10 protein-coding genes are annotated in these 11,909 nt (G+C 42.4%); 7 read left to right on the plus strand and 3 right to left on the minus strand.

Annotation, left to right across the window (positions count from 1 at the left end; translation table 11 throughout):
• Positions 1-127 precede the first annotated feature (127 nt).
• Complete coding sequence (locus B2R65_RS05620) at positions 128-820, minus strand: hypothetical protein (RefSeq protein ID WP_235207540.1); 693 nt, start codon at positions 818-820, stop codon at positions 128-130.
• Positions 821-973: 153 nt separating this feature from the next.
• Here B2R65_RS05620 and B2R65_RS05625 point away from each other — a divergent pair, with 153 nt between their 5' ends.
• From B2R65_RS05625 to B2R65_RS05655, 7 genes are all read left to right on the plus strand, one after another.
• The gene (locus B2R65_RS05625; protein WP_286741538.1) at positions 974-2,335 is read left to right on the plus strand and encodes a TolC family protein; all 1,362 of its coding nucleotides are present in this window, start codon (positions 974-976) and stop codon (positions 2,333-2,335) included.
• On the plus strand, positions 2,332-3,477 hold the full coding sequence (locus tag B2R65_RS05630) for an efflux RND transporter periplasmic adaptor subunit (RefSeq protein ID WP_286741540.1): 1,146 nt from the start codon (positions 2,332-2,334) through the stop codon (positions 3,475-3,477). The genes B2R65_RS05625 and B2R65_RS05630 overlap by 4 nt, the downstream gene beginning before the upstream one ends.
• A complete protein-coding gene (locus B2R65_RS05635; protein ID WP_286741542.1) occupies positions 3,477-6,662 on the plus strand; it encodes an efflux RND transporter permease subunit in 3,186 nt (1,061 codons plus the stop codon). Before B2R65_RS05630 ends, B2R65_RS05635 begins: the two co-directional genes overlap by 1 nt.
• Positions 6,662-7,345: a response regulator transcription factor gene (locus B2R65_RS05640; protein WP_286741544.1), complete on the plus strand. Its 684-nt coding sequence runs from the start codon at positions 6,662-6,664 to the stop codon at positions 7,343-7,345. The genes B2R65_RS05635 and B2R65_RS05640 overlap by 1 nt, the downstream gene beginning before the upstream one ends.
• On the plus strand, positions 7,342-8,628 hold the full coding sequence (locus tag B2R65_RS05645; protein ID WP_286741546.1) for a sensor histidine kinase: 1,287 nt from the start codon (positions 7,342-7,344) through the stop codon (positions 8,626-8,628). The genes B2R65_RS05640 and B2R65_RS05645 overlap by 4 nt, the downstream gene beginning before the upstream one ends.
• 209 nt (positions 8,629-8,837) lie before the next feature.
• Entirely contained in the window at positions 8,838-9,296 is a 459-nt protein-coding gene (locus B2R65_RS05650) for a hypothetical protein (protein WP_248451228.1), read from the plus strand.
• A gap of 77 nt (positions 9,297-9,373) precedes the next feature.
• Positions 9,374-9,718 (plus strand): PDZ domain-containing protein, encoded by a 345-nt coding sequence (locus B2R65_RS05655; protein ID WP_024033228.1) that lies wholly within the window; start codon positions 9,374-9,376, stop codon positions 9,716-9,718.
• Positions 9,719-9,845: 127 nt separating this feature from the next.
• Here the strand turns inward: B2R65_RS05655 and B2R65_RS05660 are convergent, their stop codons facing one another.
• On the minus strand, positions 9,846-10,820 hold the full coding sequence (locus B2R65_RS05660; RefSeq protein ID WP_286741549.1) for an alpha/beta hydrolase: 975 nt from the start codon (positions 10,818-10,820) through the stop codon (positions 9,846-9,848).
• A gap of 107 nt (positions 10,821-10,927) precedes the next feature.
• Complete coding sequence (locus B2R65_RS05665) at positions 10,928-11,785, minus strand: MBL fold metallo-hydrolase (protein WP_286741550.1); 858 nt, start codon at positions 11,783-11,785, stop codon at positions 10,928-10,930.
• Positions 11,786-11,909: the final 124 nt, after the last annotated feature.

The following is an 11,909-nucleotide window of genomic DNA, read 5'->3' on the forward strand; positions in this document are numbered from 1 at the left end:
AAAGTATTTGTCATATTAATAGTGAGTATCCACAAAGTACTTATAAGGCAGCTAAAACACAAAACCCTGCTATTAACAGGGCTTTATTATGAGTAAAAATGAGATTAGTAAAGTGGGGGTATGGTTATTAGTTTAAGTCGCTAATAATAAGCAGCGGAAAATTTTTAGCTGACCGAGGTTGCCAATTATTATAGCTAATATTGCTAATTCCAAAATAGTTAAGCACCTTAGGTGAGTACGTCCAGCCTCGCGCACGTTGCTTTATGGCGGCGCTGCGTAAACTGGGTTTTAGCCCTACCGTGAGTAGGTCGTGATTTACATTTAGCTTTGTGTAAAAGGCTTTTTCGCGCAAGCTTGCTTTAGCAATTACCTCATCGTAATGGGCGCGTAATGTTTGCCACTTTTGGCTTTTTTGTGGCTCTTTTAAGTGCTTTACCATGGCATCAATATCACTATCTAACCATTTAGCTGAGGCTGCATCCCCATGCCAGCCAATAATTGTATTGGGCTCAATTGTAGTAGGGTGGCCAGCAAGCAACACATAATTAGCACACGACGAAAAGCAAAACTGCTTTATGTTTACCGTTAGCTTATGCGCCAAAATTAACTCGGCTAAGTCCATCCCTAAATCTATGTTTCCGCCGCCGCTGGTAATAGTAAATGTATTAATTGTAGGGTTAGTTTTTAAAAGCTCAGCTGCCGTATTGTTATTTTGTTTGTTGATTTGGCCACTGTATATAATGGTTTTATCACTTAAGGTTACTTGAGCCTGCAATAACGTAGGGAGTATTAAAAAAAGGGTAAAAATTAATTTATGCATATGAGTTTTAAGTGAATATTTTTGCCAAAGGCTACGTAATTTGGCTAAACGAGGCAAATACTAATTTGTCTAAAGTAAGTTAACCCCTTTTAACCCATCCTTAACCCTTGCCCTAATACACTGTGTGTAATGATGTAAATTAGGCACAGTTAAATGGTTTATTTTAAAAAGCGCTCAACGGTTTTATTGCTTGCACTTAGCTGCACGCTAGCTGCGTGTAGTAGCCAGCCAAGCTATACAGGTAATAGCACCGAGCAATCGCTAAAGCAGCATGCAAATTGGCAATACACACAAGATGATGCAACCGAGGTAAGTTATATCACTGATTTAGTGAATATAGCGGGGCTTGATTCGCTTATTAACCAAGCCGTTGCAAATAATCCTTCGTTTAACCAGGTGCATGTGGCGCTAAAACTTGCCTATGCACAGCGCGATGTTACCGCAGCAAGCCAGTGGTTTAGTGTAGATGCCGATTTTGACGCCCAGCGCAACGAAACAACCGGCACGCAGTACAGCTCATCACTAGGGGTTAGCTGGGAGGCCGACGTATGGCAAAAAATTGCTGATAACGTAGCCGCGCAAGACATGACCATAGCTAGTAATCAGGCCACTTACCAAGGCGCTAAAGACACCTTAGTAGCCAGCGTGATGCGCACGTATTTAAACATTATTTTGCAGCAAGATTTACTTAACATTGAGCAGCAGCGCTTAACGGTTTTAGAAAATAACGAGCAAAGCATTGTTGAGCGTTACCAATACGGCTTAGGTGATTTAGAAGCCCTTGATACCGCGCGTACAAATACCGCTTCTACCCGAGCCACTATTGCCGATTACCAAGAGCAAATAGCGCAAGCTAAACGTGCTTTAGTATTATTAGTGGGTGTTGATAAACTTGAAAACTTACCTACTACCTCTGTTTTACCTGAGGTAATTGAGCCGCTAAGCGCGCTACCAGAGCAAGATTTAGCGCGTCGCCCCGATTTACAAAATGCCTATTACAATATTCAATCTAAACGTTATTTAGTTGATGTAGCTTACAAAGATTTACTGCCAAGCATTACGCTTTCGGCATCGCTTAGCGATTTAGCAACTACACCCAGCCAAGCATTATTAACCAGCCCAGTTTGGAACTTATTAGGCAGTTTAAGTGCGCCGTTGTTTCAAGGCGGGGCACTTCGTGCGCAAGTTGATATTGCAAAATTAAATGCCGAACAAGCCTTTTGGGAATACCAAGACACGCTACTTAGCGCCGTAAACGAAGTAGAAAACGCACTAGGTCAAGAGCAATCATTAACGCAGCAGCAGCTACAAATTAGTAAAGCACTTGCCAGTGCTAAGCGCAGTTATAGCAACTACAAAAGCAAATACCAGCAAGGTTTGGTTGATATTTTAGATTTACTAACCGTGCAGCAGCAGGTGTACGACCTACAAGCTCAGCTTAGCCAAATAAATTACACCCTTTTAACTAACCGTATAGATTTAGGCCTTGCCTTGGGCCTTGGAGTATCGTCATGAAAATTTCGCCAGTACCTGTTGTTGTAACTCTTGTTGCCATTGTTTGTATAGGACTTGCTATTTCATATAACGGCCAAAAAATGGCGCAGCAAGCAAATGGCCCAAAGCCTGAGCCGGCTAAATCTGTGGCACCCAATGTATCGGTTATTAACGCTGTGCCAAGTACGTATCAAGCCTATGTTAGCGGCCACGGTGAGGCTAAAGCACACTGGGCACTTAGCTTAAAAGCACAAGTTAAGGGCGAAATAACGAATATGAGCGAGCAATTTGCTACCGGTAATGTAGTTAAAAAGGGCCAAGTGCTTGCACAAATAGATAACACCGAATACTTACAAGCAGTCGCGAGCGCTAAAGCCACATTAGCAGATACCAAACTTGCCCTACAAGAAGAGCAAGACTTAGGAAACCAAGCAAAGCGTGAATGGCAGCGCTCGGGTGTAACGCAAGCGCCAAGCTCGCCTTTAGTATTTAGAACGCTACAGCTAGAAGCCGCCCAAGCAACGGCCGATAACGCCCAATACGCACTACAAACTGCGCAGCGTGATGAAAAAAACACCCATATAAGTGCGCCGTTTGATGCTGTTATTTTATCGCGCGATGTAGATTTAGGTACTTACGTAAGCATTGGCGATACACTGGCTACATTAAACAGCACCGACAAAGTAGAAATTAGCGTACCGCTTTCATTAAGCCAATGGCAAAACCTGGCAAGCGATAAGTCGGGCGAGGTTATTTTAAGTGATGTAACAACACAGAATCAGTGGCAAGGTTACATTGCTCGTTTTGAGCAGCATCTTGACGATAACTCTCGCCAGCGCAGTGTAGTGGTTGCGCTAGACAAACCTTTTGAGCAAGCAACACCATTGTTACCAGGTACATTTTTAGCGGTACAAATTGCCGGTAAAGCGCTTAACAACGTAATTAAATTACCCGCCTCAGCAGTATCGCAAGAGGGCTTAATTTGGTACGTAAACGAGCAAAACACGTTAATGAGCATTCAAGCGCAAAAACTATTTGAGCGCGGTGATTACGTTTATATCTCTCCTATTGAAGGACACACTAATTTACGTGTAGTGGCTCGCCCACTCGTAAGCTACTTAAACGATATGTTAGTAAACCCAATTGTTGAGGAGATGCCATAATGAGCCCGCATCAAGCACCGCAATTACCTAATAATACTAACCCTTTGCACGGCATTATTAGCTGGTTTGCTAACAACTCAGTGGCCGCCAATTTATTACTCATTAGCGTAATAGTAATGGGCATAATGTCGCTTTCTACTTTGCGTAAAGAGGCGTTTCCAAGCCTTGAGCCAGATACTATTTCGGTATCGGTGGTTTACGACAGTGGCGATGCCTTACAAGCAGAAGAAGGCATCGCCCTAAAAGTAGAAGAAGCCCTTGAAACCATACCGGGTATTAAGCGCATTACCTCTACATCCGATGCCAGCGGCAGTCATGTAAGCATTGAGAAAAAAACCGATTACTCGCTTGATGAGCTACTCACCGATGTTAAAAACCAAGTTGATGCCATTAATAACTTTCCGGCAGATGCCGAAGAGCCGGTGATCGACAAAGCGCGCAGGCAAGATCACGCATTAACCTTACAATTATTTGGTGATGCCGACCGCCATACGTTGCAAAACCTAGTTGAAAAACTAAAAGCCGATTTATTAGCTAAATCGGGCATTAGCGATGTAGAGCAATCGGGCGTGCTTGACCCTATGATGTCGGTAGAAATCGACGAAGGCAAACTACAAGCCTACGGTTTAACAATTAGCGATGTAAGCGAGGTGATTAACAACGAATCATCGAGCCCGCTTTCTACTAGCTTGCGCGATAGCAATAAAATTATGCGCCTAAAAGCGGCAGACCAAGCTTACTGGCAGCGCGACTTTGCCAATATTGTATTACTTACAACGCAATCAGGCACACAAATTAAATTAGGTGATGTAGCAACCGTTACCGACACATTCGCAGAAGATACCAACTCACTAAGTCGTTATAACCAACAAAATGCCGTAGGCATTGAAATTTTAATGGATGAAAATAGCGATATAACCACCATAGTTGAGCAAGCACAAAGCGTAATTGATACATGGCACGAGCGGGGCTTATTACCGCAAAATGTAGAGCTTGAAAGCTGGCACGACAAAAGCACCATGATCACCGAGCGCCTATCGCTGCTTACTAAAAATGCCGTAACCGGTATTATTATGGTGTTTGTTATTTTAGCGATATTTTTAAATGTACGCGTTGCACTATGGGTTGCGGGTGGCTTGCCATTTGTATTTTTTGGCACGCTGTACTTTATGACCGACAGCTACACCGCACTGACCATAAATGAAATGACCACCTTTGGTTTTATTATGGCGCTGGGCATTGTGGTCGACGATGCCGTGGTTGTGGGGGAGAGTATTTACACCACTCGCAAAAAACACGGCGACACCCTTAATAACACGATTTTAGGCACCATGAAGGTGGCTGTACCTACCATATTTGGGGTATTAACCACGGTAGCGGCGTTTGTTGCGCTTTCGAATGTATCTGGCAACTTAGGTAAAATTTACTCTCAGTTTGCGACCGTAGTGACGATTTGTTTACTGCTTTCGGTTGTTGAATCAAAACTTATTTTACCGTCGCATTTAGCCCACGTAAGTACTAAACGCCAGTTAAAGTCGGGCCTTAGTGGCTTGTGGTCAAAGGTGCAGCATGGCGCCGACAGCGGCCTAACTTGGTTTAGCGATAAAGTGTACCGCCGCGTTATTGAATACTCGTTACGATTTAGATACGCCATTGTTGCTGCATTTGTGGCCTTTTTTATTCTGGTTGTTGGTATGCCTATGACCGGTGCAGTAAAAGTAGGTTTTTTCCCAAGTATTGCCGGCGATACCGTAACCGCTGAGCTTGTTATGCAAAACGATGCAGCGTATGGGCAAACTAATAAAAACTTGTTAGCGCTTGAGCAAAGTGCACTACAAGCCCAGCAAAATTTAATGGATAAGTTTGACTCGCAAGAGAGCGAAATAACGAGCTTACAATTAGTGAGCAGTAGCGATACTAGCGGTACGGTAAGTGTTGAGCTATTAAACGAGGGCGACTTTACTGCAAGCGAATTTGCACAAGAATGGCAGCGCCTTGCCGGTATGCCAGAGGGCAGCAAAAAGCTACAAGTATTAGCCACGCGTAAAATGGTTGATAACTTTAAAGTTGAGCTTAAAGCGTGGGATGACGAAACCGTAATGGCCGCAGGCGCACTGTTTAAAGAGCGCTTACAAAATACTGCTGGTGTTAATGGCATAGACGATAATTTAAACCCAGGTCAGCCACAGCTTAAATTTACCTTAAACGCACAAGGGCGCGCCTTAGGTATGGATACGGCGAGCCTATCAGAGCAGGTTTTACAAGCTTTTGGTGGAGCAATTGTACAGCGTTACCAGCGCGATAAAGACGAAGTAAAAGTACGTGTGCGTTACCCAGAAAACGCCCGTAAAACACCAGCCGATATAATGCAATCGCGTATTAGGTTACCCGATGGCACCGTAGTACCTTTGGTTAACGTAGCCAATATAAGTAGCGAATATCAGCAAGATGAAATAACCCGCATTGATGGCCTACGTGCAATTTACTTAAGCGCACAAGTAGATAAAAACATTGTGGCATCTAACGAATTAGTTGCTAACTTAAGCCGCGATTTAGTACCTGAGCTTAACGCGCAATTTCCTAACTTAAGTATTCACTTTGCCGGAGAAGCCGAAGAGCAAGACGAAGCAACAGGCTCAATGGCCACTATGTTTATAGCCGCGTTATTAGTTATTTACGTATTGCTGGCGATTCCGCTTAAATCGTACATTCAACCTATGTTGATTATGGTGGCGATTCCCTTTGGTATTGTGGGTGCTATTTTAGGCCATTGGTGGAACGACTTAACCATCAGCATACTTTCTTTAAATGGTATTTTGGCGCTCAGTGGGGTGGTTGTAAACGACAGCCTATTATTGGTATCGCGCTTTAACGAGCTGGTAAAAGATGAAGGCATGAGCACGCACGATGCCATTGTAGAGTCGTGCACAAGCCGCCTGCGCGCGGTAATGCTTACCTCAATTACAACCTATGCGGGCTTAGTGCCGTTATTAAGCGAAACCTCAATGCAGGCACAGTTTTTAATTCCTGCTGCGGCATCACTTGGTTATGGTATTTTGTTTGCCACGGTTATTACATTAATCCTTATTCCGGCATTATTAATGATTCAAATAGACATTAAGCGCTTACTTGCCAATGTGTTAGACTTTTTAAGTGGTAAACGCACCGAAGGAGCTGCCTCTTAATGATAAACGTACTACTGGTTGAAGACGACATAGACCTGGCAACAACAATTGTTGATTACCTCGATATAGAAGACATTGAGTGTGACCATGCAAGCAACGGCGTTTTGGGCTTAAATTTACTGCAAATTAATGATTATCAAATGATTATTTTAGATGTAAACATGCCCAAAATGGACGGCTTAACAATGTGCAAAACATTGCGTGAACAAGGTAAAGATATTCCGGTATTAATGTTGACCGCACGCGATAGCCTCGATAACAAACTAGAGGGCTTTGCCGCCGGTAGCGACGACTATTTAGTAAAACCCTTCGCCATGAAAGAGCTAGTAGCGCGAGTACAAGTGCTGGCAAAGCGCAAAAGTGGTGAGGCAAAACGCCTTACCTTAGCTAATTTAAATTTAGATTTAGCAAAGCGCAGTGCCGATGTAGAAGGGCAAACATTAAAGTTATCGCCCATTGCATTTAAATTGCTAGAAACCTTAGTACGCCATGCGCCGCAGCCTGTTACGCGCAGTAGCATTATGCAAGCTATATGGGGCGAAGAGCAGCCCGACAGCAACAGTTTAAAAGTGCATGTGCATCATTTGCGTAAGCAATTAGAAGCCACCACACACCAAGTTACACTTAAAACCATTCCAAGTGTGGGCTTTGCAATAACAGCAAATGAAGGGCAACCACAATGAAAATAAGGCCTAGTTTAAGGCTCTACTTTTTTGCCAGTATGGTGGTGCTTAGCTCTGCTATGGCCATTGGCTTTTCGTTTTTAAGTGTAAATTACTTTATTGATGGGCTAGATAAAGGCTTAAACGGAGTTATGTTAAAGCTTTCGCAAACCACAGAAGTAAAGCCTGGGGAAACAAAAGAGCTGGTGGGCTTTAATATTGCAAGCCGCTGGGAAGACATGCCTGCGTCAATTCAGCAGCGTTTTAAAAAACCAACAGAGGTGGGGCTTTTGCATAAAACAAAAGACAGGCCATCGATGTTTTCTATGCCGCAAAATTTATTTTTTGTGGTGTATTATCCAAGCCCCGAAGGCGAGCCGCGTTATATATCGCGCATTATGCTCGAAAAAGACAAACCACAATTACTCGCTAATATAGAGCCCGAACAACGCATGCTTTGGATTGCCATTACAGGCATTGCTGCCATTGTGTTATTTGCGTTTTTTTTGTTTATGGTAATGAAAAAAATAGCCAAGCCAGTGGAGTCGTTAAGGGGTTGGGCTAAATCGTTAAACCAAACTAATCTGCAGCAAACACCGCCCGATTTTACATATAACGAACTAAACACTTTAGCCACATTAATACGCAGCAGCTTACTTTCGGCGAATGAAAGCGTAGAGCGCGAGCAGCGCTTTTTAAGCTATGCCAGCCACGAGCTACGTACGCCAATTTCGGTTATTCGCAGTAACGTTGAGCTACTCAATCGGCTGAGCGAAAAAGCCCCGTTAAGTGATAAACAACAGCTTACACTTGAGCGTATAGAGCGCGCCGGTTTAACCATGAGCGATTTAACCGATACGTTATTATGGCTAAGCCGCAACGAAGATCAGCGAAGTAGTCCAGAACCTGTAAACCTTAGTGATAAAATAACGACCCTGAGTAATGAGCTTAACTACTTGCTTAATGCTAAGCACGTTGAGGTGGTTTTAAACACCCAACAAGAGAGCGTTATTACCACCGATGCTACTGCGTGCCACATTGTACTGACTAATTTAATTCGTAATGCCTACCAACATACCCAATTTGGCCAAGTACACATTACGCAGCAAGGCAGTAAAGTCACTATTGTTAATTGTAGTAAGCAAGATGATACCCCTAAAGCGAGCTCGCCTTCAGCAAAACACGCCAGCATAGGGTACGGACTAGGCCTGCAATTAAGCGAAAAAATAATTAAACGCCACGGCTGGGTTTACGATGTAAACGACATGCCAGGGCGCTATGAAGTGGTGGTCGATTTTAGTTAGTTATTAGGTTAATTAGGTTTCAAGTATTAATAACCGCGCTAAGGCTTTTTATAAAGTGTTAGCGCGGTTTTTTATGTGAAATTAAACATTTGATTGAATAGTATGCGATAGTGGAGTGTGAAACTGGGAATGGGAAATTGCTCTATAGTAATCAGGGCAATCCAGTACAAACTAGTTGCGATTATTGAATGTTTTATTTTAGGAGATGTATGCAGATACTTTTAGTTTTTATATTACTTTGCCCATTTTGGGTATGTAGTGCTGAAAACACATCGCTTGTTATTTCTGAAAATGTATTGAGCTCAGATGAAGCAAAAAAATTACACATTCATCGACTAGTTGATGGAAATAGTGAAAATTTGGACGATAGCTGGATAATACTAATGTATCCCGAAGTTGATCAGCAAGGCCAACCAATATCTGAGTTATGCATAAGTATTAATAGTGGTCCAAAGAAGTTAGCTTCGTTGTGTGCTGCTATAAACAAGTCTGAAATTAGCGGGTTTAATCGTTCTGATTTTGAAATAGGGGAAAGTGTTTCTGTTTCAGCTGATTTTACATATGGTGCGGCTAGTTATACTTTACAAAATGTTTTATTACTTGAAAGCGAAGACTATGAGTCATTCAAAGAGCGATATAACAAACGCGGCGACCCAGAGAATGATTAATAGTCATATATTTAGCAAACAATACAAAAAACGATACCAACATATTTAGTGTTGGATAACATGGAGTGTTTATTTTTATGTTCAAAATTATAATTATTTTAATATCAATTATTTCTTTTAATGCCTTGGCAGCAGAAGAAGTGAAGCTTGGAGTTGTAGGGAACGTTGGGGCGGATGGCTTTTTTAGCCCAAAAGTAATGTCATTTATTATTGAAAACGTAAAGCCTAATTCACCCGCTGAAAAAGCAGGGATTGTTGCAGGGCAAAAAATTATTTCTATAGAAGGCTGTAAAATTCCGGGCTGCCCTGCCAGTAAAGCAAAAAAATTAATGCGAAAGGAGTCAGGGGACATCTTACAGTTAGTTTTAGAAAATGAGGATGGTAGCCAAGTTCCTTTAGAGGTTCCTATGAATGCTTGGTAAGACTAATGAGCTTTAAGCGCCGTTAATTGTCGGACGGTGCTGCGCTTCCGACCTACGTTTTAAAACGGTTTAAAAGTCTATTAAAAAAGCGGCTTAACGTAGTAAACATTAAGCCGCTTTTTTGTGATTACTGATAGGATAATACTTGTAAATGATTATTCGGGGCAGCTTGCTTGGTTTTTCTAAACATAAACTCAAGGGGAATGTGTAAGCGTTTTGCCCACGCGTTTTCGGTGTGATCTTCCCCCGGGAAATACTGGCTTTGCCATAGCTTTGCTGGGTATTGTTGCGCCATAAATAAATCATCAATTTGCGCTTGTAGCTTAGGGTACATGGCATCTAAAGTGCTGTCGCCGTAATCAAAATACACTTTTTGGTTACTCAGCTTTGCGATGTTGTTGGCAATGTAATTTTTAAACTCGGCAAATACTTCGTCGTCGTGGCTAAAAATACCCGGCCAGTGGGTCGACATACAAATAGCGCCGGCAAATTCGTTAGGGTAATTAAGTAGTGTATACCACGATATAAGCCCACCCATGCTAGAGCCACCAATATAGCGGTGCTGCGCGCCTTTGTTTACGTTGTAGTTAGACTCTATGTAAGGAATAACTTCTTTAACTAAAAAGCGTGAGTAGTTGTCTGAGTACACCTTAGAGGCAAATAATTTGTGGCCTGGGTATTTTTCTAACTGGTATAGGGCATTTTGCTTTTGTTTGCTCAAGGCCTCAAACGGTTGTTGTGGGTAGTATTCGCTGTGGCGGTTTTCAACGGCGTTTGGAATGCCTACCACAATAAATGGGCGTACTTTGCCTTGCTCTATTAATGAGCCGGCTACTTCATCTACGCGCCATTCTTGCTTGTTCCATGTGCTATTGGCATCAAACAGCATGCGGCCATCGTGCATGTAAAGTACATCGTAGGTGGTGTTTTTGTTGTAACCTGGCGGTAGCCATACATTTAAAAAACGGTTTTTTAAAAACTGTGATTCTATATTGTCGATCACCTCAATATGGCCCTTGCTTACTTGCACCTTGGGCGTGTTTGCATAGCTGGTATGCACTACAAATATTGATAGGCTAAACAGTAAAGCAACTAATTTCATGGTGGCGCCTTAGCATACAAAAAGTGCACTATCACAAGCTTGCATTGTTAATTCAATGTGAATACGTATGCACTTGCATTTAAGCTACAAATGCATACACATACAATTTATAAATCGCTGCGCCAGCCCATGCCCGACTCTTCCATAAGGCGCTCGTATACGCCCTCAATATTAAGTGGCAGCCATGCTTTATATTGCTTTAAATCTGAGAATTCATCGAGCTTAACGTTTTGTTTTATTTGCTCTAGGCTTTGCCCTGCAAGCGCTGCTGCGGTTACTTTGTTGTACAGTTGCTCTATATAACTTAAATAACGTGCAACATCGGCTTTATTACCCATATCGGCATGGCCGCCCACAAAGGTATTAAAGTCGTAATTTAAAACCGCTTGGGTTGAATTAATCATACCTTGAATATCGTAGCTCCATAGTTTTTGCCATGGCATTCTGCCAATAACTATCCAGTCGACTACAAATAATGTTTTTTGTTTTTCGAACAGCATACTTACTGAGCCTCGGCCATCGTTAGGGCCGTGGTAGTTAAGTTTTAAGATTGAGCCGCCAAGGCTAAGTATTAGTTCATCATCAAAAGTAAGGTTAGGCATAACCGTTTTTATTTTCGTGTTTTTAATATCTTGCGCGGTAAGTTTGTGCGCAACAAAGGTTGTGTGCGGGCTTTTAAATACCTCTGCGCCGTAAATATGGTCGCTGTGATTATGGCTGTATACAACGTATTTAACGGGTACGTTATAGCGAGTTTTAATTTGCTCCATTAACCACGTGGCAGCTTTTTTATTAAGTGGGTCGGTAACTATTGCACCTTGTGGGGTGATTAAAAATACCGAGCGGTGTCTGTCGTCAATAAAGCGGTGGAGGCCATCGCCTAAATCTTCAATTTCGTAACTTTGCGCCATAAAACCTGTAAATAGTAGGCTGGTGGCAAGTAGTGTTTGTAATAAGCGAAGCATGCACAATCCTGTTTAATGTTCTAAGGGTCTGTTGACCTTTGCGGATTAAAATTTGTTCAAACTAGGGGCTATTTAATCGCGGCGCGAGGTTTGTAACCTAGTGGGCTAAGTAAAAACCGAGCAA

Source organism: Pseudoalteromonas sp. UBA2102 (assembly GCF_002331165.1).
Taxonomy (GTDB): Bacteria; Pseudomonadota; Gammaproteobacteria; order Enterobacterales; family Alteromonadaceae; genus Pseudoalteromonas; species Pseudoalteromonas atlantica.

What these genes read in the sequence shown, in the direction of transcription:
- B2R65_RS05620 (WP_235207540.1), bottom strand. Translation starts at nt 820, where the DNA reads ATGCATAAATTAATTTTTACCCTTTTTTTAATACTCCCTACGTTATTG.
- B2R65_RS05625 (WP_286741538.1), top strand. Translation starts at nt 974, where the DNA reads ATGGTTTATTTTAAAAAGCGCTCAACGGTTTTATTGCTTGCACTTAGC.
- B2R65_RS05630 (WP_286741540.1), top strand. Translation starts at nt 2,332, where the DNA reads ATGAAAATTTCGCCAGTACCTGTTGTTGTAACTCTTGTTGCCATTGTT.
- B2R65_RS05635 (WP_286741542.1), top strand. Translation starts at nt 3,477, where the DNA reads ATGAGCCCGCATCAAGCACCGCAATTACCTAATAATACTAACCCTTTG.
- B2R65_RS05640 (WP_286741544.1), top strand. Translation starts at nt 6,662, where the DNA reads ATGATAAACGTACTACTGGTTGAAGACGACATAGACCTGGCAACAACA.
- B2R65_RS05645 (WP_286741546.1), top strand. Translation starts at nt 7,342, where the DNA reads ATGAAAATAAGGCCTAGTTTAAGGCTCTACTTTTTTGCCAGTATGGTG.
- B2R65_RS05650 (WP_248451228.1), top strand. Translation starts at nt 8,838, where the DNA reads ATGCAGATACTTTTAGTTTTTATATTACTTTGCCCATTTTGGGTATGT.
- B2R65_RS05655 (WP_024033228.1), top strand. Translation starts at nt 9,374, where the DNA reads ATGTTCAAAATTATAATTATTTTAATATCAATTATTTCTTTTAATGCC.
- B2R65_RS05660 (WP_286741549.1), bottom strand. Translation starts at nt 10,820, where the DNA reads ATGAAATTAGTTGCTTTACTGTTTAGCCTATCAATATTTGTAGTGCAT.
- B2R65_RS05665 (WP_286741550.1), bottom strand. Translation starts at nt 11,785, where the DNA reads ATGCTTCGCTTATTACAAACACTACTTGCCACCAGCCTACTATTTACA.